The 24,243-nt window shown below is 54.2% G+C and carries 14 protein-coding genes and 1 pseudogene; 6 read left to right on the top strand and 9 right to left on the bottom strand.

Annotated elements, in window-relative coordinates; genetic code table 11:
* Window positions 1–56: 56 nt before the first annotated feature.
* On the top strand, window positions 57–212 hold the full coding sequence (locus HQL52_05755) for a hypothetical protein (GenBank protein ID MBF0368948.1): 156 nt from the start codon (window positions 57–59) through the stop codon (window positions 210–212).
* Here HQL52_05755 and HQL52_05750 read toward each other — a convergent pair.
* Window positions 202–600: a hypothetical protein gene (locus HQL52_05750; GenBank protein ID MBF0368947.1), complete on the bottom strand. Its 399-nt coding sequence runs from the start codon at window positions 598–600 to the stop codon at window positions 202–204. The two genes, HQL52_05755 and HQL52_05750, sit on opposite strands and share 11 nt — an antisense overlap.
* Before the next feature lie 605 nt (window positions 601–1,205).
* On the opposite strand from HQL52_05750, the gene HQL52_05745 reads away from it, so the two are divergent.
* Together HQL52_05745 and HQL52_05740 are read left to right on the top strand one after the other, a co-directional pair.
* Complete coding sequence (locus HQL52_05745; protein ID MBF0368946.1) at window positions 1,206–2,678, top strand: hypothetical protein; 1,473 nt, start codon at window positions 1,206–1,208, stop codon at window positions 2,676–2,678.
* 47 nt (window positions 2,679–2,725) lie between these two features.
* A complete protein-coding gene (locus HQL52_05740; GenBank protein ID MBF0368945.1) occupies window positions 2,726–3,037 on the top strand; it encodes an MTH1187 family thiamine-binding protein in 312 nt (103 codons plus the stop codon).
* A 62-nt stretch (window positions 3,038–3,099) separates the two neighbouring features.
* On the opposite strand, the gene HQL52_05735 is transcribed toward HQL52_05740, so the two are convergent.
* Window positions 3,100–7,791: an S-layer homology domain-containing protein gene (locus HQL52_05735; GenBank protein ID MBF0368944.1), complete on the bottom strand. Its 4,692-nt coding sequence runs from the start codon at window positions 7,789–7,791 to the stop codon at window positions 3,100–3,102.
* A gap of 396 nt (window positions 7,792–8,187) precedes the next feature.
* Between HQL52_05735 and HQL52_05730 the strand changes: the two genes are divergently transcribed.
* Entirely contained in the window at window positions 8,188–9,051 is an 864-nt protein-coding gene (locus HQL52_05730) for a protein-glutamate O-methyltransferase CheR (protein ID MBF0368943.1), read from the top strand.
* Between the two features lie 86 nt (window positions 9,052–9,137).
* On the opposite strand, the gene HQL52_05725 is transcribed toward HQL52_05730, so the two are convergent.
* Both HQL52_05725 and tpx read right to left on the bottom strand, forming a co-directional pair.
* Window positions 9,138–9,725 carry a hypothetical protein gene (locus tag HQL52_05725; GenBank protein MBF0368942.1) on the bottom strand — a complete coding sequence of 196 codons (588 nt, stop codon included), beginning with the start codon at window positions 9,723–9,725 and terminating at the stop codon, window positions 9,138–9,140.
* A gap of 314 nt (window positions 9,726–10,039) precedes the next feature.
* A complete protein-coding gene (gene tpx, locus HQL52_05720; protein MBF0368941.1) occupies window positions 10,040–10,540 on the bottom strand; it encodes a thiol peroxidase in 501 nt (166 codons plus the stop codon).
* 238 nt (window positions 10,541–10,778) lie between these two features.
* On the opposite strand from tpx, the gene HQL52_05715 reads away from it, so the two are divergent.
* On the top strand, window positions 10,779–13,619 hold the full coding sequence (locus HQL52_05715) for a response regulator (protein MBF0368940.1): 2,841 nt from the start codon (window positions 10,779–10,781) through the stop codon (window positions 13,617–13,619).
* 402 nt (window positions 13,620–14,021) lie between these two features.
* Here the strand turns inward: HQL52_05715 and HQL52_05710 are convergent, their stop codons facing one another.
* The 4 genes and pseudogenes from HQL52_05710 to HQL52_05695 form a co-directional block, all read right to left on the bottom strand.
* Window positions 14,022–17,606 carry a response regulator gene (locus HQL52_05710; GenBank protein ID MBF0368939.1) on the bottom strand — a complete coding sequence of 1,195 codons (3,585 nt, stop codon included), beginning with the start codon at window positions 17,604–17,606 and terminating at the stop codon, window positions 14,022–14,024.
* Window positions 17,607–17,615: 9 nt separating this feature from the next.
* Window positions 17,616–18,482: a hypothetical protein gene (locus tag HQL52_05705; protein MBF0368938.1), complete on the bottom strand. Its 867-nt coding sequence runs from the start codon at window positions 18,480–18,482 to the stop codon at window positions 17,616–17,618.
* Between the two features lie 73 nt (window positions 18,483–18,555).
* Window positions 18,556–18,930: a response regulator gene (locus HQL52_05700; GenBank protein ID MBF0368937.1), complete on the bottom strand. Its 375-nt coding sequence runs from the start codon at window positions 18,928–18,930 to the stop codon at window positions 18,556–18,558.
* 237 nt (window positions 18,931–19,167) lie between these two features.
* Window positions 19,168–19,824, bottom strand: a pseudogene (locus HQL52_05695) (IS6 family transposase).
* 182 nt (window positions 19,825–20,006) lie between these two features.
* On the opposite strand from HQL52_05695, the gene HQL52_05690 reads away from it, so the two are divergent.
* Complete coding sequence (locus tag HQL52_05690; protein ID MBF0368936.1) at window positions 20,007–23,522, top strand: filamentous hemagglutinin N-terminal domain-containing protein; 3,516 nt, start codon at window positions 20,007–20,009, stop codon at window positions 23,520–23,522.
* A gap of 310 nt (window positions 23,523–23,832) precedes the next feature.
* Here the strand turns inward: HQL52_05690 and HQL52_05685 are convergent.
* Window positions 23,833–24,243 (bottom strand): transposase (locus HQL52_05685; GenBank protein ID MBF0368935.1); only part of this gene is annotated, 411 nt, incomplete at its 5' end.

Below are 24,243 nucleotides of genomic sequence, written 5' to 3'. Positions count from 1 at the left end.
TCTTTAGTATGCATGGGAAACGATTTGCCACCAACAGGATGCTTACTTGGAGTTGATTGTCTCAAAACATCATTGAGCACTATCAACACATCGTCGGCAAGATGAAAAAGCTGGGTTTTTCATCTCCTCTGGGCCTCCTCTGGGCCATCTCCACCCAGGGTACAACCATGGCCCTGTTTGCTGCCAGTCATGCCAGCAAAGTCACAATTTGATCAAATACCACCCCTTGGCGGTAGGCATGGGTCGGGAATGATTCAGGATTCGGTAGGAAGAAAGCGGTTTATTGCCTTCATGAAGAAAACCAAAATCAGCCCCTAAAATATCCCCCTCATTGAAAATCAACCAAAAGGAGTCGTCATCCAGCAGATAGGCATTTTTCAGCCCCAAGGCTTCCTCCATTTCCAGAGCCTGATTGATTTTCCCCTCCTCTTCGGAAAAACGTTGGATGGCGTTGTTTATCGACAGGGATTCGGATTTGGCCAAGTATACTTTGCCATATTCCAGATTGATGCCGCGAATGCCAGTCGTCTTCTGTAGTTGCTGCAGGTGTGTCTGAAGCTGGGACAACTCCTGTTGATGTTCTCGGAAAAAAAAATCCATGTTTCGATCACGCCTTTCCTCCGCGCAGCCACTCAGCAGCCCCAACAGGAGCAGCCATAAAGAGAACCGGGCATACCTTCGGGTGGATTTTATGTAGTGCTGATGGGCTAGCTGTTTTTGAAGGTTTGGATACATCCGTTTCATCCGTCAATATGGTTGAAAGGGTTGGTTTTTTGTGTCCATGAACCAAACTTGCCTCGCTGGGCTGAGGTCCGAATGGACGGGGAGATAAAATCATCCCAACCCAAACGCCTTCACCAAAAATACCGCCATCTCGGCCCTATTGATAGTGAGGCTGGGACAGAAATGTCCAGCCTCACTATCCCGGGTCGTGTCCAGGGTGTTGCGCCAAAGATTCAGCCCATCCTCTGACTTTGACACGGATATTGCAAGATATCGCAAAATACCCAAAAGTTCCTCGGCAACTGACGATCATACGTCCACCATCTTTAATTCAACCAATTGATTTGCATATTGTTTTATGAAAATCCTCCTAAGCACAACAGCCCAAAACATCCATAAATTGATTCTTTAAAAATGCCATGCGCCAGAATTCAACCGCTTCTCTATCCAACTTGGCCAGCCAACGCCCCAGGACACACCATATGCCCCTGCGTCCCACCCCCCTGATCGTGGCTGTCATGGCCCTTCTTTCACTCCCCACCCCAGCCACAGCCACAGCCCAGGCGTTGGAAGCGGAACTGAAAGCGCTGCGCGCCGAAAGTCATTTGATTTTGCAGAGGCTGCAACAGCTGGAAGAAAAGCTGGCCCAACAAAAAATCGACGCGGCAACGGCTCACTCTTACACAGAAACCGACTTGGCAGCGGATCGATCCTCCCCAGCTCTCCCCTCACAACCAAACACGCTTACCCCAAAAACCGACGCCCCCCCTCTTCCGCCAACAGCCAACCTCTCACCCTCCGCCGCAGCCCAAGAGGAAGCACGCCACACCCCTCCTCCCACCTCCCCGGAGTTGGCACTGAAAAAAAGCCAATTTATCCTCGGTGGGCGGGCACGGATGGAGGTGATTGGCAATTTTCCCAGCACCGGTGGCAGCCATGGTGGCGACAATGCCGGGGATTATTATCTCTTCGGCTCCGCCGTCCCCATGGATTCCCAGGGAGAGGAAGGGCAGGTGACTCTGAGCGCCCGGAGCAGTCGGTTGTGGCTCAAAACCGAAACATCCACCAGCCTGGGCAGTTTCAAAACCCATACGGAGATGGATTTTTGGGGTTCCAGCGGCAACGAAAACGTCTCCAACTCCCACAACCCCCGTCTGCGCCACGTCTATGGTACCTTGGGTAACTTTACCTTTGGCCAGACCTCTTCCACCTTTATCAACGGTCGTGCCTGGCCTTCCAGCCAGCTGGATCCTGTGGGCATTCTCTATGTTCGTCAGCCCCTTTTACGCTACACCTGGGCTCTTGACGATGGGGATATTCAGGTGGGATTGGAACAGCCGGAAAGCACCTTGTTGAATTCTGCCGGAGAGTCGGTTCAGCCCGATGACGACCGCCTGCCCGATATCGCCGTCAAACGCACCTGGGAGTGGGATGAGGGACATTTTGCCCTCTCCGGGATTGTCCGGGAGCTGCGAGCCGACGGCACCATTATTCCTGATCGACGGGATTCGGTGTTGGGGGGGGCGCTCTATGCCTCGGGTGCTGTCAACCTGCTGGAAAAAGACAACCTCAGTCTGGGACTTGCCTGGGGGGAACCCTTGGGGCGCTATGCCACCTATAACGCCTTCAAGGATGGGGTGATCGATGACGCGGGAGAGATTCATCCCCTCCCCCTGGTGGATGGCTATCTTTCCTACCAGCACTGGTGGAACGACTCCTGGAGATCGGTCGTGTCCATAGCAGGGGCGGCGGCTGACAACGATCTGGATGTGGTGGCCGATACGGTTCCCAAATGGGTCACCTCCTACCATCTCAATCTGGGCATGGTACCACAAAAAAATCTCTATTTCGGTCTGGAATATGCCCACGCCCAAAAAGAGCTGGAAAACGGCGATCATGGGGATCTGGACCGTTTGATCTTCATGACCTCCTACGATTTTGAAAAAATCCTGTAGCCCCAACCAAACAGACCCCATTCCCAACTCTTTTCAGGAGAGAGCCGATGAGTGTACTACTTGAATTTTCCATGACCCCCCTGGACAAAGGGGAGAGTGTCAGCGCCTACGTATCCCGTTCCCTGGATATCATCGACAAGAGCGGTGTGGCTTACAAACTGGGCCCCATGGGCACCTGCCTGGAGGGGGAGTGGGATGAGGTGATGGCGGTGGTTAAAGAGTGCTATGAACGGATGCAGAGCGACTGCAACCGCATCACGATTTCCATTAAGGCCGACTGCCGCAAAGGTCAGCAAAACCGCTTGGTGGGCAAAATCCAAAGTGTCGAGGAAAAACTAGGGCGTTCGGTCAACTCCTGACCGCTATTCCATCCGGTCACGCCAGACCGAACGCCCTGATTACGACCGTTCTAAAAACCCGATCACTCCAACTCAAACGCCTTCACCAGCCAAACCGCCATCTCCGCCCGGTTGATGGTCAAGCTGGGACAGAAGTTGCCTGTGTCACACGCCCGGGTGGTGTCCAGGGTGTCATCCAGGATGCCATCCGAGGCGAGTTGTTCGATGTAAGACGCCGCCCAGTAGCTGGAAGAGATATCCCCATAAACCGTCCCGGTAGCGGCGGAGGGAGCGTAACCCGTGCCATAAATGGCGCGCACCAGGAAGATCGCCATCTCCGCCCGGGTGATGTTGCGGCTGGGACAAAAATTGGAAGCATCGCAACCACTGGTAATCCCCCGATCTGCAAACTCTTCTACATAGCTCCCAGCCCAATAATTGGAAACCACATCATCAAACACCGTCCCGGTAGCGGTTGGAGGGGCATAGCTCGATCCTTCGATGCCACGCAGCAGAAAGATGGCCATCTCCGAGCGCATCAGCTCATTGTCCGGGCAATAGTTTTCCGAATCACAACCACTGGTAATCGCATTTTCCCCGAGGGTTTCGATAGATGAATAGCCCCAGCGCCTGCAAGAGACATCGCTGAAGGTGGTGGGGGGATCACAGCTGGCCTCCAGAGAAATATTGGAACGCACCACATCCAACTCCGGCAGGCTCACTTCCAGGGATTGATCGGAATAACCATCCGCCACAATGGCCAAATCCACCTCCCCGGGCATTTGGGAGAGGAGATAACTGCCATAAGGCGCTTGGCTCTCGGTGGTGACAGTGGTGGTACCATCCGCCGATACCGCCTCGATTTGAGCACCAATCACCGGCTCGTTGGAATCCACGTCATAAATATTGCCGGTCAAGGTGCCGAGGAGATCGTTGGTGTTGTCGGTCTGAAAAACCCGGGTGCCGCTGGTGGTGACAGCACCATATACATCCACCGCCTCCACCCGCCAAAAATAGATACTGGAATCTTCAAGTCCCGCTGAGGCATCCACAAATGTGACCGGGTTGAGCAGCCCCTCCTGCCGATAGACCTCTTCCTCAAATTGCACATCCCCGGCAATCACCAAATTGTAAGAGAGGGCATCCCCGTCCGGATCGCTCGCCGCGTCCCATTCAAAAGCCACCGCCGTGCGCACTGTGTCGGGAAGGGTGGGTGGCGCGGTGAGATCAAAGCTCGATGGGGAGGCGTTATCGGTGTGATTTTTATAGACCACCGAGCGCACCATGGGAGAGGTGTCCAGGGTCTCCAGATCCTGCACATAATAGTACAACTCATACTGACCCGACTCACTGAATCCATCGTAGGTCAGCCGCCAGAGGCCATCGGCATCCAGATCCAAAAATTCCCAGGGCAGATCCGGATCCACCTGTCCGGTTTCGGTGCCGTCGGCTGCATCCAGTTCCTTGCCGGGCTTGCGAATCTCCACCCAGCCCCAAGCGACCTCCCCATCATCGTTGGCCCTGAACCACACCTCGCCGGAGGATTCATCGGCATCCAAATAGAGGGTTGGGGTAACCTCGGTTATTTCAGCAGGGTTATCCGCAGAGTTGGTCAAATGCCACCCCTCCCCACCCAGATAGAGAAATTCCGCCACGGCCCCATCCCCCGAACCGGCATCATCGAGATCATTGGAGCCGATGCCATCGCCGTTATCATCCAGCTGGGGGTGTTGCCTCGCACCATCATCGAGAGGGGTCAAGGCGTTGCTGCTGGCGGTGGTCCCCCGGGTGTAGGTCTCGGTGGATTCGGTAGCGGTGATAAAAGCCTCCATCAGCGTGACGCCCTGGCTCAACGCCCCGAACAGCTCCTCCAGAAAAAATTCACCCACCCGTACCGGGGTGCCATTGGGGTCTTCATCCGGGTCGGGCTGTACCAGTGCGCCTTTATAGGAGACCTCATCTTCAGCAGCGCTGGTGATCATCACCCGGCCCGACTTGGAAACCTCTTCGATAAAGCTCCCGGAATAGCACGCCCCGATGATCACCACCCGCTCTGCATCCAGGGCATCCGGGTTGGAGAGCACCAGCCCCGCTTCCAAGGTATCCAGCCAATCATCCAGCTCATCCGGGGTGATGGTTTCATCATCCAGGTGAAATTGACTGATGCTGCCGTGATCCACCATCACCAGATAGAGCGGTGCCGCCACGTCTGTCATTTTTTCCAAGGCCCAAACAGTAACGGCCTCTTCAATGGCGGTTTTGGAGGGAAGGGCCGTCACCCCCTCCTGGCTGGGGTCATAGTTGAAATATTGAATATCCTCGGTCTTGAAGCCCCGGTCGATAAAATGGTCGTAGATGTGGTTGGTGGTCAGATTATGGGATTCCAGCCCCTCCTCACTCTCGATCTTGCCTTCCACCAGGATGGCATATCCCGCTGAAGGCCCGACATAGAGTGTCGTCGATCCGGAGCTCGTCATCAGCATGGCGTTGCCATCAAAAACCGCTTCGATGGTGTAATAGCCCTCTTCGTCGAAGCCCGTGAGATCAGGAATGGAGAAGTGACCGTAGAGATTTTCCGTGGTGACCTCCTGGCTCTCCACCAGATTGCCATCGGGATCCCGTATGGTGAGGGTGATGGAGATACCGGTCAGATCCGAATCAGTGGATCCCACCCGGGTGAGATTCCCGGTGCCGCTGACGCTCTCATCAGGCAAAATGGCATTGCTGGACAGAGCGATGGAGATCTCCGTGGGATAGGCATCACCGCTGTGAATGGTAAAGGCAAAGGGCCCCACCGTGGTGATGTTGCCGACATTATCTTCCGCCTGGACACTCAGCAGATAGTCCGAGCCATCCTGAAGGCTCGCCCCGAACAGACTATATTTCCAGCTGGACCAAGCCGCGTCCTCCCCAGCACTTTGATCCGATGCCAAAGGCCAGGTGGTGGGCTCTTCATCGTCCCAATCCACGATGGTTTCATCTCCCAGGGCATAATCAAAACCATCCCAAAAGAGAACCCGAATCTCCTTGATGCCCGAGCCAACATCCTCCGCTTCGCCCTCGATATAACGCAACACCCCGTAGATCCCCCCTTCAATGGGTTCCAGCAGGGTCAATTCCGGCGGAGATTGGTCGATGATGAAGGTGCCCACCGCTACATCCCCATAATAACCGTCATCCCCCAAGGCCACATAGTGCAGAGTGGCGTTTTCCGTGAGCACAATGGGGTTGCCGTCGGTGTAGGTCAGGCGGGTGGCACTCGTCGTGGGGTCGCTGCCATCCAGGGTGTAATAGATGGCCACACAGGGAATTTCCGAATTGTGACAGGTCAGTTCAATGGATTGGCTGGTGGTAAAGGTGCCATCGGTTATCTCGTCGATGATGGGGAGGCTGGTATTAAAATAGTGGATTGAGCCGGTGGAGGTGTAGACCACGATCTCTGCCCGTCCATCCTCATCAAGATCCCCGGGAATCACCTGACTGATCGATTCTGACAGCGTGACCGACCAGACCGGGGTATAACCACTGGCCGGGTCGCCATCCAGCAGATCCAGCGTCGTGCCATCCCGGACAAAGATTTCCTTGACCCCATCCCCATCCACATCCACAACCCCTGCCAGGCTGCCACTGGTCAACCCCTCCTCACTGCGCCACAGCAAGTTGAGATTGTGGTCAAAGATATGCACGATGTCATCCGTGCGACCCGTAGCGATGATCTCCTGATCCCCATCCCCTTCCAAATCTGCAATGGCATAGGTGGGGGCGTTGTCATCCCCCATGGAGACCTCGGCCAGCAGGGTGCCATCCAGAGAGAGATGCTGGATGGTGGCTTCCCCCGGATAGGAGGAATAGTGCCCTACGGTGGCGACGATTCCATAGGTGCCGTCGTTATCCAGATCGGCCAGCACCTGCTGGCTGCCTCCCTTAGCATCACTGGTAAGCTTTTGCGACAGCAACTCCTCACCATTTTCATTCACCAAAATCGCATAGAGCCAATAATCACTGGTATAGCTCCCCGTCTCTGACACCCCGTAGCCGGTGGCTCCATTGTGGGCGGAAAAGAGATAGGGGGTCATTTCCATCACCCCATCGCCATCGGTATCCACCACCGACATTTCTCCCGACACGGGGCCGATATCGTAATACCAAAGTTCCTCACCATTCTCTCCCTGGGAGAGATCAAAAACCCCAAACCCCCTGGGATCCTTAGAGTAACCGGCAGTATAGGAGACCAACAGCCGGTCATCCCCCAGGTAGGCGACAGGACGCACCGAAGCGTCGTAACCGCTGGTAGCTGACCGGATCACCTCCTGCTGTAGGGAGCCGTCCCCGTTGTGGATGAATATCCGCAGATCCGAAGAGCTGGAGGTGCCATAGAGAATTTCCAACACCCCATCGTCATCAACATCCTCAAGAATCGATGGGTAGGGCGTCACACTCAGAGCCGCTGTTTGGTTGGTCTGGCGTCCCTCAACATCAAAAACCTGCAAACCAGCGGTGCTCACCGCCACGATATTCAGCTCGCCATCCCCGGTCACATCCCCGGTCCTGACGGAAATATTGGATCCCCCGGTGGAGACCGACCACACCTCGTTAAAACCGTTGCTCTGGGCCAGATATTCAGTCTCATCGGCAAAGGTGGCTGCCAGGTTGCCCCGGTTGTAACGCCAGCCCGGTTCAGCTGTAACCGAGGCCAAGGCCTGTGAGGTCAAACAGTGAAACAAAACAGCTGCCAACCCCATGGAAATGGCCCGGACAATATGAGACTTGATCATCTTCCCCCCCTCACACCATGAAACTTAAAATATAAATCTTCCAACAACTCCCAGCAGGAAGTTTATCGTTTTTTCCAAGACAGATTTCCATTGGCACATCCTGCCATATTATTTCAACAGCAAAAAACATAGCCAACAAAATTGTTTTATTGCCTGACACACCCCCCATTTTCAGCCCCTGTTCCACCCCCAAGGAAGAACACTATTCAGAGCATGAATCAGGCAAGTTGCCAAGATGTTCCAGAAGAGCTACAGTGGAATGTTCAGGAAATTCTGCATCATTCAGCGCAAATAACGGCCCCGGGGGAAAATCTGTCCGTGACACCCGAATAGCCCTCCAGATGCTGGAGAGGAAGCCGTTTTATTCAACTCAAAGCAGGACGCCAGAGCCGGAAAATGAATCAAACCAATCGAGTCGTACTCAATCAGGGTGGACTTTCCGACAAGGAATTCAAGCGCCTCAGCGAATTTATCGAGGCCAGCTGTGGCATTCAGATGCCCATGTCGAAAAAATCGATGCTCACCGCCCGGATTCAAAAACGCCTACGGACGTTAAATCTGCAAACCTTCACCGAATATGTCGATCTGGTGCTCAACCCCAACGACAGCAGAAACGAGCTGACCAACTTTGTCGATATCGTCACCACCAACAAAACCGATTTTTTCCGGGAGCCCAAGCATTTCGAGTTCATGACCCAAACGGCTCTGCCCGATTTGATGCAAAAGGGCGCTGGCAGCAGTCGCCCCCTCCATATATGGAGCGCCCCCTGCTCCACCGGTGAGGAGCCCTATACCATGGCGATGGTCATTCAGGAGTTTGCAGCCAGGGTGGGTAACTATCGGGCACAAATTTTGGGAACAGACCTCTCCACACGCGCCTTGAAACACGCCAGTGACGCCATCTACGACATGAAGCGGGCCGATCCGGTCCCCATGGCCCTCAAGAAAAAATATATGCTCAAAAGCAAGGACCGCTCCAACCCCAGGGTGCGGATGAACCGGGATATCCGTTCCATGGTGAAATTCAGCCATCTCAATTTTTTGGATAATGACTATCGCATCCAGCAAACCATGGACATCATTTTTTGTCGGAATTGCCTGATCTATTTCGACCGGCCCACCGCTGAATCAGTGGTCAACAAGCTCTGCCGCAACCTGATTTCCGGGGGCTATTTTTTCATTGGCCACTCCGAAACCCTCAACCGATTGGATGTCCCCCTGGTGCAGGTAGCCCCCACCATCTATCAATCCACGCTTTGATTTTGGCTGCAAACACACCAAAAAAAAAGAGCTTGGGGGAGGTCTCTTTCCCCAAGCTCTTTTTTTTAATCAGGATCCAGCTTCAGTCAAAAAATGGTCGTGCGACAGATTTCGTTGAAAACACGAGCGTGTTCAGGATGGTATCTTTTTCCTGAGAGGGATGTGGCTTCGTGTAAGCGGTCGCCATTTTTGATATCGTTCATCCGGCAATAGAAAAAGAGCCCTTTGACGGTATTTTTATTGTAGGTAAAGCGATAGACCCCCTGAATAAAGGCGGCCACCATCTCCAAAGGATGATTTTGGCGCGTCTCCCCCTCTTTTTCCAGCCGGGAAAAGGCGGCTTTTTCCTCTGGGTTGGCGTCTTGAAACAGATGCACGATGGCGTTGACCACCGGGTCCAGACGCCCCTCCATCAGAAGATCCTCCCCCACCTCCAGTCGCCAGGCTGGAATCCCCCGGGGATCCATGGGGATCACATTGGCAGGCATCTCGTCCCCTTCAAAGATCAGATCCGCTCTCTCCCCTTCGACAAAGGTGACCGGAATCGGCATCTCCCGTCCCAACACCTGGGCCTTGCGGGCTGACGGGTGGATGGGCACCCCCTTTTCCTTCATCAGTTTCAGGGTTTTGTCGATCAACTCCGGAAGCCGGTTTACGAATTGCCGTTCATTCATAATGCGGTCCACTCCTGATTGGGCAGGTCAGATTGGAAAAGAGTGATCCGTCCATCCATCCCATTCTGAAACCCGCCGTGGGATCCTTCCCTTCCCCGGGTGAGTGTCATTCTATCAAATTTTATCTTGAGCAGGACGACTTTCACGCCCTTATCAAGCAGATCCAGACCATCCCCCCAGGATGGATAAAATACCTGAAGGGGACAAAAACCCCTAAAAAATCAATCAAAAAAACCAAGAGAGTGGGATGGGTGGAGCCCCTGGATACCCACACCGGAAGCCCCACCAACATCACCCATCTCCCGCCCCAAGGGTTACTTGAGAGCGTTCATGGCCCCTTCATAATCGGGCTCTTCGACGATTTCAGGCACCTGCTGGGTGTAAACCACCTTGCCATTTTCATCGATCACCACCACAGCCCGGCTCAAAAGACCGGCCAGGGGACCGTCGGCGATCCGGCAGCCGTAGGCCTCACCAAAACCCCGGGCTCTCAGCTCGGTGCAGGGAACCACATCTTCAAGCCCCTCGGCTCCGCAAAAACGGGACAAGGCAAAGGGCAGATCCAGGGAAACACACAACACGACAGTGTTATCCATGCTGGAAAGATCGGCATTGAAACGGCGCACTGAAGCGGCGCAAATCGGGGTATCGACGGAAGGGAAAATATTGAGTACGACCTTCTTGCCCGCATAATCCCCCAGACGGACATCCGCCAGGTCGGTTTTGGTGAGCAAAAAGCCAGGAGCATCGCTACCCACGGCGGGGAGAGAGCCAACGGTGTTGATGGGATTGCCTTTGAGAGTGATTTGTGCCATGACGCCTCTACATTAGGGTTTGGAGAAAAGAGAATTTCCGACAAATGTCAAATTATGAAATTTTGAACCAATTGGCAAAGGGGGTTTTCAATTTGTTACAGACATTTCTACAAATTTGTTTTTACACCCTTCTCTTGGGCACCCACCAGATCATCCCACTTCTGAGTGTTGGATTTTTTCCTTCTGATAAGATAACGTCACGAAGGTTCAAAACCAAAACGACAAGGTTTCCTCCTTCATGCCGCGAAAAATCGGCAATATCCCCCCTGCCCCCCTCTCCCGCCACTACTATTTTGGGGCATCGATCATCGCCCTGTTTGTGGCCGGGGTGCTGCTGGCTGCCGGGGTCCGGGAATATCTCCGGGAAAGCGCCCAGGTCAGTGAAGTGACGGCGGAACGCCTGAACAACCGCACCTATCGCCTGGAGGCTGCTCTACAAGCCGCCATCGACCGGGTGGTGGAGCTTCACCACTTGACCACCATCCAGCTGCAAGACCAGGCCAACCTCCCACCCCACCCGCTCTTTGCCCGGATGGGAGAGCGCCGGGAAGAAAACTATTTTTCCCTGGAGTTTGGCCAGCATGATTTGGATCTGGCCGAAACCGGCAATCTCCACGGCTTGGGTCGGCTGGATCAACTCAATGAATTCCAGCGCCAGGAGCTGAATGCCGCCCTGGGACTCCTGCCCTTTATGGTAGCAGCAGTCAAAACCACCCCGTTTTTGAGCTATATCTACCTTCAAGGGGGCCATCCGGTCTATGGGGCGATCTATCCCCCTATTCTGGAAAAAGAGGTCCAACAGGTTTATGGCAACATCACCGGCATGGCTGGAGCCGCCTTGACCGCGCCTTACTGGACCCAGGGCCTGCCGGAAAACAATCCCCATCGACTACCCTACTGGTCCGATGTCTATCTGGATCTGGCTGGGGCGGGACTTTTTATCAGTTATGCCCTGCCGGTCTACACCGATGATCAATTTCGGGGCGTGGTGGCCGGGGATATCGCCTTGGGCTTTCTCAGTGGATTTTTGAAACATCCCCCCCATCCCGAAGGGCGTTTTTATCTGCTCAGCCAGCAAAACCAAGTACTCGGCCACTCCCACATCGATTTGGGAACCTTACCCGGCGTACGCTCATTTCAGCAACTCCTGCCGGATCAACTGGCTATTTCCTCACCCCCCCTGACCTTTGGCCCAATCCCCAAAGAAGTTTCACTAACCGGATATCGCATTTTCAACACCCCTATCTCCACCACTCCCTGGCAGCTGGTCTATGTGGTGCCGGAAGAGAGTCTGCTCAAGGATCTCCGCCGCCACCTGATCACGCCACTGCTTCTGCTCCTGGGGGTGGGGATGGCCCTGGTGGTGGTCTATATTTTCTTTGCCCGGCGTTTTATCCATCCGGCTCTGGCTCTGGTAGCCCATATCGACCAGGAAGCCGCCGGTAAAGATCCAAACCTGCCCACAGCTCCCTCAGCCTGGCAGGGCTGGTTTGAAAAAATCACCCATGCGTTTCGGGAAGCCAGGGAAAACGAAGCCCGATTCCGCCGCTTGGCCCAAAATGCCCCGGACGCCATCTATCGCATGTCCCTGCCCGATGGACGCTATGAATATGTCAGTCCAGCGATCACCAAACTGACCGGCTATACCCCCGCAGAATTTTATGCCCGCCCCATCTTGGTTCAAAAGATCATGCATCCCGACTGGCACGACTATTTTAATCGGGAATGGCGCAATCTGATTTCAGGCCACATGCCCCCCAGCTATGAGTATCAGATTATCCATCAATCAGGAGAAACCCGCTGGCTCAATCAACGCAACGTGCTGGTGGTGGATGACGACGGCCAACCGATAGCCATCGAAGGCATCGTGCGGGACATTACCGAACGCAAGCAGGATGAACAGGCCCTCACCCGGGCCAAAACCGAGGCAGAACAGGCCAATCGCGCCAAGAGCGAATTTTTGGCCGCCATGAGCCACGAAATCCGCACCCCCATGAACGTGGTGATCGGCATGGGAGATCTGCTCCTGGAGACCCCTCTCGACAGCGAACAGAAGGGCTATCTCAGCAAACAGCAGCAGGCGGGGGCCTCCTTGCTGGAGTTGATCAACAACATTCTCGATCTATCCAAAATCGAAGCGGGCCAGTTGGACCTGAAATCGATCCCCTTCGACCCCCGGCAGCTGGCGACGGAAGTGGTGGGGATGCTCACCCCCAAAGCCGCTCATAAAGGGATAGAGCTCACCCTGGAAATGGCCTCGGAAATCCCCACCCATATTGCAGGAGACTCCTCCCGGTTGCGCCAGGTGCTGATCAACCTCGTGGAAAATGCCATCAAATTTACCGACACCGGCCAAGTGAGTATTCAGATAACGCTTCTGGAAGCACCCACACCCAGGCTTCTCTTTCAGGTTCGGGATTCCGGCATTGGCATTGCCCTGGAGCACCAGGAGGCCATTTTTGACAAGTTTACCCAGGCGGATGCCGGGGTGACCCGCCGCTTTGGCGGCACTGGATTGGGGCTTGCGATCTGTCGACAGCTGGTGGCGCTGATGGGGGGCCATATCCAGGTTTCCAGCACCCCCGGGAAAGGCAGTCTCTTTCGTTTCACTCTCCCCCTGAACCCCGCAGCCCCCCCCGCCTCCCCGGCCACACTCAGCCGGGAGATGGATCCAACGCTCAGCTCACAAGGGGTGCGAATTTTGCTGGTAGAAGATTCCGAAGACAACCGGATGTTGATTCAGGCCTATTTGAAACGCTCCCCCCACCAATTGGAGATGGTCTGGGATGGGCAGCAGGCTTTGCAACGCATCCAGCAGGACACCTTCGACCTCATTCTCATGGATATGCAGATGCCGGTGATGGATGGCTATACGGCTACCCGCCGCATCCGTGCCTGGGAGGATACCCAACGCAAAACAAGCACCCCCATCCTCTCCCTCACCGCCCACGCCCTGGATGGCGACGCCCAAAAAAGCCTTGATGCCGGCTGCAACGCCCACCTGACCAAACCCATCAAGAAAAAAGATCTCCTGGCAGCCATTGAGCGCTTTGCCTCCCCCATTCTGGCGAATGAATGACCACCCCGTATCTTTGTCACAAACAGATGTACGGTGCATTCAATTTTAGAAATGACTTTATAGCCATTCAAATCAAGAATTAGACATATGCCGTTGCATTTTTGCCGTCATTCTCGCGAATGCGGGAATCCAGGGAGTCTGGCACAAACCTTTCCAAATCTTGCATCACTTTCAGCAAAATACTGGCCTTTCTTGAAGATTTGGTTTTTCCTTGAGGCAATCATCAGCTCCCTGGATCCCCGCCTTCGCGGGGATGACGAGTCAGGGAAGAGTGTCCAGTTTTGAGATAGAGCTGCTATATATTGAAGGAAGAGAGCCGGTTGCAGGCGACTGAAAAAATGGCGGCGGCGATCCAAAGATTGCAGGCGGAGGAGAAGCCTGCACGAAAAACCGACTGATCCCCTACCCATCCTCCCCAAGAGAAACACCCAACCCCGCCACCAACCCCGAAAAAATCTCCCGGGCGGATTTATAATCAAACCGATCAATAGCTTGGGCCAGCTGCTCCAACGCCCTGTCGCTCTCCTTTCCCCGCCCCACCAGGGTTGCCTGGAGAGCCTCAAACACCTCCTGAGCCTCAAAGCTGGCATTTTCCAACAATCCGGCAAGATGGTCCAAAGAAGCAGACAGATCCCTGGGAGCAGCAGGAGCCTCCCCGGAACCAGCCCCCTCCTCCCCCTCAAAGGCGACCAGATCATCCCCTTGGCTTTGATCCACAGGCACCTTCTGGCAGAAGGTCATGGGCTCAATGGCTGACATCACCACCGCCAACGCCCCATCAAACCGCTCCATCAGCTCCAACCACCTCTCCTTCTGTTCTTCCTTGATCGCCAGCTCAAGGGTTCGAGCCGCTTCAAAGAGGTGACCTGCCGACATGTTTCCCGCCATCCCCTTGATGGTATGGAGCAGGCGGGCCGCCTCGTCGGCATCCTCTTTGCGGCGCCCCAGAAGCCCCTGGCGAACCATCTCTCCGGATGCTCTGAAATCCCGATAAAATTCACACAATATCGAACGCAACAGCCGCTGATTACCGTTCAAACGGGCCAACGCTGACACCAGATCAACCCCCGGGATCGCATCGGGCAGACTGCCCGCAGGAGAGCTGTCAGCCTGAGGTGTTTTAACTACTGGAATCCGTTTGGCCGAAACCGCCATGGATTCCCCTCTCTCCCGATGGGGAATCCACTGCTTAAGACAGGCAAAAAGCTGCTTGCGGTCGATGGGTTTGGTGATGTGATCATCCATACCCGCCGCCAGGGATTTTTCCCGATCCCCGGACATGGCGTGGGCAGTCATGGCCAGAATCGGCAGGTCATCCCGCTTCAGCCCCTTGCGAATGCGCCGGGTCGCGGCATAGCCATCCATGCGGGGCATCTGAATATCCATGAGGACCAGTTCATAATCCCCTTCCGCCACCATCTCGACCGCTTGGACACCATGGACCGCCATCTCCACGTCGAGCCCCACCCCCCGCAACATTTCCCCCGCCACCTGACGATTGATGGCGTTGTCTTCCACCAGCAACACTTTGGCACCGGCAACCTGTTGGGCCACGCTGTCCGGGTCCACCCCATCCCGTTCCAGGAGGTTGCTATTTCCCAGGCTCTGGCCATAAAGGGCGAGCAAACTCTCATAAAGATCGGCATAGGTGATGGGCTTGGCCATCGTCCCGCCCACCACCTGGGATCTGGGATGGTTCTTGATCTCCTCTTCCCGACCTGAAAGGGTCAAAAGGAGGGTTTTGGGGAGGGGAGCGTCGTTTTTCTGGAAAAAATCAATCATTTGACCCAGAGTGACGACCCCATCCATACCCGACATCAGCCAGTCCACCACCACCAACTGGTATGGGGCGCCTTCCTCCAAGGAGTGCGCCACCGCCTGGATCGCCTCTTCTGGGGAGCCCACCCCGGAAACCGCCATCTCAAAGCCATCGAAAAGCGCCATCACCCCTGCCTGTGCTTTGGGATGATCATCCACCACCAGCACCTTTTGGCACCGAATCTCTTCAGGCAGAATCAACCCCCTCCCTTCCGCCTCCGGCCACCTCTGGAATGGGACGGAAAAGAAAAAAATCGAACCATTCCCCGGACGACTGTCCACCCGGATCCGCCCCCCCATCAACTCTACCAACCGCTTGCTGATGGAGAGCCCCAAACCCGTACCGCCAAAGCGACGCGTGGTAGAGGAGTCTGCCTGGACAAAAGGATTGAACAGACGTTCCACCTGCTCGCTGGTCATGCCAATACCGCTATCCTCAATCCAGAAAGAGAGTTCCACCCTCTCATCGGCCATCTCCTGCCAAGCCACACGCACCACCACCTCGCCGGATTCGGTAAACTTGATGGCGTTGCTGATCAGATTCATCAATATCTGTTCCAGCCGCAGATAATCCCCGATCAGGGCCACCCGGGCACCCTGGGCATCGTCCAGAATCAATTCAAGATTTTTTTCCGCAATCTGCTCCCGAAACAGATTACCCAACCGGGGAAAAATATCCCGCAGATGAAACCCGGTCATCTCCAGATCGAGCTTGCCAGCGTCTATTTTGGAAAAATCGAGAATGTCGTTGATGATACGCAGCAACGAACGGGAAGCGTCGGCAATTTTATTGAGATAGTCACGCCCCCTGGGGGGCAGGGTGGTTTCCAAAGCCAGATCGGTGAGCCCCATGACAGCGTTCATGGGGGTACGAATTTCGTGGCTCATGTTGGCCAAAAAATGGCTTTTGGTACGATTGGCCTCCCCCTCCCGGGTGACGGCTTCTTCCAGCTCCCGGGTCCGTTCCGCCACCCGACTCTCCAGGGATTGCAGATTTTCCTCCAGGGCAGCCTCCTTTTCCCGGAGTTTGACCGCCATATCGTTAAAAGCCTGCCCCAACTGCGCAAACACATCCCGGCTTGAAAGGGCAATCCGATGATCCAACTCCCCCCGGGCAAACGCTTGAGCCCCCTGGGCCAAAGCCTCCATCCGCTGTCCCAGCACCCGCCCCAACCACCAGGAGATCAGGATACCAACCACAAGAGCCAGCCCCGATATCCACAAAAATCGTTCCTTGCGCTGCTCATTGAGGGTGGCGATGCGCTTTTGAGTGGTCTCGCTGTAACGTTCGATGCGGTGGTTGATGACGTAGAGCTTTTCCTCAATCTGGGCCCAAACCCGGGAGGCCACCTCCTGGATCATCACCAAGGTATCGGTATGATCCCCGCCCCGCTCGATTTCATCCTGGTAACCAGCCAAAGTGATCCGGTAACGCTTCAAAACCCGTTTAAGCTCCTGAACGAATCCGCCAATACGCACCTCATCCTGAAAAACCACGGCCCCCAGGTTCATCTCTTCCAGCAGTTGACCCGCACGGGTTACCGCCTGAATAGCGTCATCAAGTTGCAGATATTCCTGAACAGAATATCTATTGAAAAGTTCGTCAAAACTCGCCAGAGATTGGGAAACGGTGTGAATAAACGGGATCAACTCAGAGTTGGGTCTATCCTTGATCATCTGATTGAGCAACCCCTGCAAAACTCCCCTCAGACGGACCGACTCGGTCTCAATGGCTTCCAGCAGGACAAGGCTGGTATCACTGGTCGGATCCCCCGTCTCTTCCAACTCCTCAAGATGAGTAAAAAGAGCCAGGCGGATGGTTTTAGCCGGTTTAACAAAGGATCCCTGGGTAAAATTGATTCCCTCATCAGCCAGCATTCTTTCCATCTCTCGCAACCGGTTGTTCAAAAAGCCCAAAGGCCCCAGAAGATCATCTCCACCAATACGCTCCAACCGGGTGTAGATCTGAAAATCTTCCCGGGCGGTATTGAGATGGGTATTGACCAGCTGCAATTTTTTATTGAGAGGGGTCAGTTCGTTGATCAGGGTGTTGAGGGATTGCGCGGAATCTTCGTGGTGACGGATGGAGGAGCCAATCACGGCGGCGAGTATGCCAAACAGCAGGATAAAACCGATATTTTTCGCCACATGGAACGGCACTCTGTTCATGGCATGGATCTACTCGAATACCAGCATCAACGCTTCACCCACCTCACCACTGCCATAGAGGGGCTTATCGATTTTGGGATTGGCTTTGCGTCCGGCAATTTCAAAAATGGACACCCCGAACTGGTAGCGCCCAGGGAGGACAAACGCCAGATCATCCCCGTGACCGGTATTGAGTTTGCGACCAAACTCAATGGTCCAGGTCCCCTCCTGCCACGCCCCCTTGGCCTGAACGTCAGCCCGGCTGCCGGTAGGTTTTTTGAAGCGAAACTGCGGGATTTCAGGACCGTTATAATTTTCCTGAAGCTGGGTTTCATAGGCGGCATCGCCTTTATCCCCCATGCGGGTCAAATAATGCAGCCGTCCCTTTTTGGTGAGCACTCTTTTGGCTTGCTTTCGACGCAACTCACTCAAAAACTGGATCTTATCGTCGGCATAACCGGCATGATCGGTCCGGGCTCCCTTCCAAAACCAGATATCTGCCCGGTAGGCGGTATCCCCGGTCAGGGTCAGATCCACGGGATAGGGTTCCATATTCCATTTAAAGACGAAGCTGTCCTCCCGTTTAGGGCCCACCCGATACATCTCAAGGGCCTCATCCCAAAGAAGATTTTTATGTTCCTGCTCCGGGGCATCATCCGCAAAGCGGGCCAGAAAAAAAACCTTCTCAGCGGTGTGAACGGATTTGAGCAGGATATGCTTTCGGGTCACCCGGTCCTGGGTGCTGATCCCTTTGGCTTGAGCCCAGGCGGGATCCTCCGCCTGACCGTCGATCACGGGGGGCTCTTCCACCCGAGTGGAAAACAGCAACTGCTCTCCCAGAGCTGATTGGGGCAGGAGAAGTGCAAAAAGTCCCACAGCCGTCAAATAGATTTTCATAACTCCCTACAGGAAAATGATGTGCCAAATAATTCAGTCTCGGCCTGAAAAAAACAGCCCCCCTCCCAAGCCATCAGGCCAGTTGGGCCACCACCGAAGCCCGTAGCAAATCGGGTTTCAGGGGCTTGCGGAGAATATCTGCAGCCCCCAGATCCAACCCCCGTCTGGTCTCAGCGTCATCGGCATGCCCAGTAATAAAAAGCACCGGAATGTCCCGGGTGGCCGGATTGTTTTTCAGTTGCTTACAAACAGCATAGCCATCCATCCCGGGCATCACCACATCCAACAAAATCAGATCCAGCTTTTGGGAGCCTGCAATTTTCAAGGCATCCACCCCATTCAAGGCGATACGCAGGTCATAGAGTCCTTGCAGGATAGCGGCGACCATTTTGATATTGGCTGGCACATCATCGACAACCAAAATGACTGGTTTGGATCCCTCCCCCATCACACACCTCTTATTCTCCGGATAGTCTCCCCCAGGGAGGATTTTCGCTTGCCCCCCTTTCCAAAAAACAAAGTAGGCTGAAACCGGATTGAAATCAATTCATGTGAGCCAAGGGTTTTGTCAAGTTGAGCAAAATACGGTCAAGCCGGTCTCCACAGCCCAGCACACAGACTTGGCTTTCTTCAGCTTTAGGACGTCATTCCGGTAATGACCTCCCACTCCGAAAAAACCACGATTCCGTAATTCCCGATAGGAGGAAGCGGACATCAGGTGACGGTCTTGGCGGCTAAGAATGTTAATCGGTCCGTGGGTTGAGAGAAAGCGCTGAGCGTGGCCTGGTGATTTAAATTTTCGCATCTGTCGTTCCTGCTGACGCGTTCGCTGGTGCGAGTTCTCAGCTCTGTTGTTCTGGTACTGGCTGGTGTCGTGGTCCACCCCCAAGTCCATTTCCTTCAGAGCGACACCATAACTGCCGAGTTTATCGGTCACGATCTTATTGGGACTGAACTGCAACCCTTTGAGCAGTTTGCGGAAAAATTTCTTGGCAGCTTTGGCGTTCCGACGGCTTTGGACCAGGATATCCAGCACATCTCCATCCTGATCCACGGCCCGCCAGAGGTAATGCTGCTTACCATTGATCTTGATAAACACTTCATCCATAAACCACTCATCCCCAGGTTGGCCCTGCCTGGCCCGGATCTTTTTGGCGTAATCCTGACCGAAATGAAGGCTCCACTGACGGATGGATTCGTAAGTCACGATAACCCCTCGTGAGGCCAGGATTTCCTCCACGTCTCGATAGCTGAGAGTGAAACGGAAGCAGAGCCAAACTGCGTGGCTGATTATTTCGCCAGGGAAACGGAATCCATGGTAGAGTGAGGGCGTCGTGTCCATGGTGAAAATCTACCACGATGGCGGGCTGGGGGCCAACTTGACAGTGCATTGGGACATCCCAACCAGGGAAATGTGAGGGTGTATATTGTTCCAAGTCATTATTTCATCGTCAGGCATTTTTTATGATAATGAACAATTGTTTTTCGTTTTTCCTTCTATCAGCCTGTCTATTTTCTGCACCCATGGTGGCTTGGGCCGGATCCGGTGACGGCATCGTTCTCGATGGTTCTCTCCATCCAGAGCAGGTGGGTGCCTTAAGCCCGGTGGCTGGGGATTATGCCATCACCTCTGATATGGGCTCCCTCTCCGGCAGCAACCTCTTCCACAGCTTTAGCGAGTTCAACCTCGAAACCAACGAATCAGCCACCTTCAGTAGTTCCGATTCGGTCTCCAACATCATCAGCCGGGTCACCGGCGGCAACGACTCCTGGATCGATGGGACCATTATTTCCACCATCGATGGGGCGGCCTTTTATCTGCTCAATCCCAACGGGGTGATGTTTGGGGAAAACGCCTCCCTGGATCTTTCCGGCTCATTTCACGTCACCACCGCTGATTATTTGGGGTTTGATGGTCAGGAGCGGTTTTATGCTGATTTGGGCAATGAGGGGCTGTTTTCCACCTCAGCTCCGGAAGCATTTGGTTTTTTAAGTGACGATCCAGCAGCCATTCGGGTGACGGGCGCTGGTGACATCACTTGGAGTTTGCGGGTCGAGGCGGGGGAAACCTTATCGATCATTGCCGGAGACTTGGAGATCGATGGCGCTGTCATCGCAGCCGAGGGCGGACGGATCAACTTGGCTGCCGTGGACTCTGCCGGGGAGGTGGTCTTAACCGGTAGTGGCCTAGAAACTGTCGATCTCGACGGTATGGGTGAGATTGAACTGTCGCGGAATAGCTATATTTATACATCCGATGATGGTGGAGGTGAGATCCATATCCAGGGCGGTCAATTGACTGTGGATGACGCCAACATCTTATCTGAAACCAGAGGTGACTTGGATGGTGGTCTGATAGCTATTCAGTTGACTCACGGGTTGAGCCTGACCTCTGGGGGAATAATATCCGGTGTGACCGATGGCAGCGGGCGAGGGTCTGACGTCTACATCACCGCGAATACCTTGGAAATGATCGGTGGTAGCAAGATCAAGACCGGATCACTGGGTGAGGGGGAGGGAGCAGATCTGTTTTTGGTGGCGGCAGATGATATCGCCATCGTTGGATTTTCGACTGGCATCACCTCTGAAGCTCTAGACAGTGGTGATGCTGGGAACATTACGCTTTCAGCAGGCAGTCTCACTCTGGCCAACTATGGGGCACTTTCCGCCAACACCTCTGGGGAGGGAGTGGGAGGGGATATCACCATGGACGTGGCGGGTGGAATGGTTGTTTCCACCTATGGGAGTGTTTCTGCGGGTTCGCTGGGGGGTGGCGATGGCGGTCGGGTGACGCTCTTGGCAGGTACGCTTTCGGTGGTGAATGGTGGATCAATTTCCACCATTAGCACAGATGCCGGGGCTGGGGGAGACATTGTCATCACTGTTGGGAATGAGGCCCTGATTTCTTCTTCTGTTTCTGCCGAGGCTTATGGCTTGGGTGCTGGTGGAGAGATTTTCCTCTCTGCCGGTCAGCTGGAGGTGTCCAATACCGGACGGATTTCTGTAAACACATATGGAGAGGGGTTGGCCGGGAATATCGATATCCAGGTGGCAAATGGGACTGCGGTTTCAGGTAGCTCGGCGGTCATTAGCGCTGATTCTCTGGGAGCGGGGGCCGGGGGGGCTATTCAGCTTTCATCCGGAACGCTGTCAATTTCGGGTGGGGGTGTGATTTCCGTCAACAGCTATAGCTCCGGTTCTGGAGGGGTGCTGAATATCGTGGGTATGGATGAAATTACCATCTCAGGTGCGGACACGGGCATTGCTGCGGCAGCTATTGGATCCGGCGATGGGGGAGATATTTCCGTCTCAGCAGAAAATCTCTCCCTTTCGAATGGCGGAGGCCTTTCAGCCACCACATTTGGCGAAGGTATCGGTGGCAACATCACCTTGGAGGTTTCAGGTGATATTTGGATTTCCGGTAATACGCCATACCCGACCGGCATCGTGGCTGAAAGCCATGGGGAGGGTGCTGGAGGTTATATTTCTATCTCCTCTGGAAACCTTTTTCTCACCGACAAGGGAAATATTTCTGCCGGAGCTACGGACCAAGGTGCCGGTGGAAATATTAACATAGAGGTTGAAGGGGATATTTCTATCTCCGGTGAAATGAGCGGGATTGCCGCTTCCACTCTGGGAGCGGGAGATGGCGGCAGCATTTATGTTTCTGCCCATAATCTATCCCTGATCGATGGAGGGGGAATCTCCGTCATTACGATTGCTGAAGGCCTGGGTGGCAACATCAGTTTGGAAGTCGAAGAGGCCATCCAAATTTCCGGTGAATTGACGGGTATCGCTGCCCAAACCCGGGGAACCGGAACGGGGGGTAGCATCCATCTCTCATCAGAGACGCTTTCACTCACCAACCAAGGGGCCATTTCCGCCAGTACCTTGGGTGAAGGTCAGGGGGGAGACATTATCATCGAGGTGGGGGATACCGTCCATATCGCTGATGATGTGTCGGCCATTTCTGCTCAAACCCAGGGAACAGGCGATGGCGGCAGCATTATACTTTCATCCGATACACTGCTGGTTACTGATGCGGGGGCGATTAGTGTCAATGCTTATGACGACGGCATTGGTGGTAGCATCAGCATCACGACTGAGGAAATGGTTGCAGTCTCTGGAACACAGAGCTTTATCGTGGCCCAATCCCATAGATCAGGTGATGGCGGCAACATCGATATCACCACGCCATTTTTACAAATCACCGATGGGGGGGAGGTTTCTGCCACTACTGTTGACCAGGGCAAGGGGGGGGATATTACCGTTACAGCTACTTCCATCACCATCACCGATGGTGGTGTCATCGTCAGCGGTAGCAGCGGTCAGGAGGAAAACAGTGGGCAGGCTGGAGATGTGGTGGTTATGTCCGACGACGCCATTATCCTGGACAATGGTGATATCGCTACCTCTACACAAAATGCCGACGGTGGCAATATTACTATCCAGGCCGTCAACCTCATTCAACTAACGGATAGCGCGATCACTTCCAGCGTGCAGGGAGGCGTGGGCAGCGGTGGCAACATCGAAATTGATCCCATTTTTGTGATTGTGGAAAACAGCACAGTCACCGCCAACGCCCATGGCGGCGCAGGGGGGAACATCACCTTGGTGGCGGACAACCTGGTGGTCGATGCAGAATCCGCCATCACTGCTTCCTCACAATTGGGTCTTCCCGGAACTGTGCAGATCGAAACTTTGGAGGATAAGTCAGGTAATGAGTTGGCGGTGTTGGCAGCTGTCTTTCAGAATGCGGATGACTTGATGCAGGACAGCTGTGCCGCCAGAGATTATGGGGAACTTGGCAGCTTGGTGGTCGTTGGCAAGGGGAGCTTCTGGGAAGAGATGAGTCTTTACCAAGCCGCTGGTTGGATGGATGTGCTCGGTGAAGGACTGGACTATTCAGCTATGAAGAATGCGGACCGATTCCTGGATTGGGATGCTCGTCAAGAGGATCACATTAGGGTGGTTTCCTATTCGATCCTGGCCTCTGCGGACTGCCGGAAAACAGGGCGTTCGAAACGAGAGGGCTACTGATTGTGCTTTCTTGTTTGTACATCCCTGTGGGTGGTGAATTCCTGATTTCTTAGCAAAAACAGTGGTGAGAGGTCATTCTTGTGACCGACCCCATTTTGCCCTATCCTGGTTCACATGAAGGATATTTGGAATGTTTCGGAAAAACAAAGTTGGAGATTAGCCATCCTAATTGGAAATTCATTTGTCTGATGGCTTGTTTTTTGGACTGAGGGTCGATTGTGATCCGGATTTCAGGATCATTTCCTGCGATCTGATCGGAAAATGAGCAAACCCCTGATTACAAGGCGCATTTCGACTCTGAAAGAGAGGCTTATGGAAAAGCGGCCTGGAGTCTCTGCTTGACCCAAAACAGCGGATTGGGCGAATGGATTGAAACGAGCTTCATGACCTTCTGGCAGATTCTGCAAACGAGAGGATCCCGCCCTTTGAACGCCATCTGCCGTTCCCTCCAATCAGGAGTTCTCTCCACACCTGGGAGGTTGCCCAACAGTTTGTCAGTGATCGTTTTGTAGATGGATTTGACCCGACTTGCCAGGATGCCGTAGTGCCTTATGACATTGAAATAATGAGGAGGAATGTGACGAGTCAGCCTTTTGATGAATTCGAAAGTCCGCACGGTGTTCAGCACCTTGCTGCCATAATTCCGGTAGTCCTTGAATTCGAAAGTGACCATGTCGCCGGTGTAATCTTTGATTCGAACCTCTGACAAGGGGGGACGGCG

This window comes from Magnetococcales bacterium (assembly GCA_015232395.1).
Lineage (GTDB): Bacteria > Pseudomonadota > Magnetococcia > Magnetococcales > JADFZT01 > JADFZT01.
The sequence above is the reverse complement of the archived record's forward strand: the minus strand, read 5'-3'. Positions and strand labels throughout refer to the sequence as shown.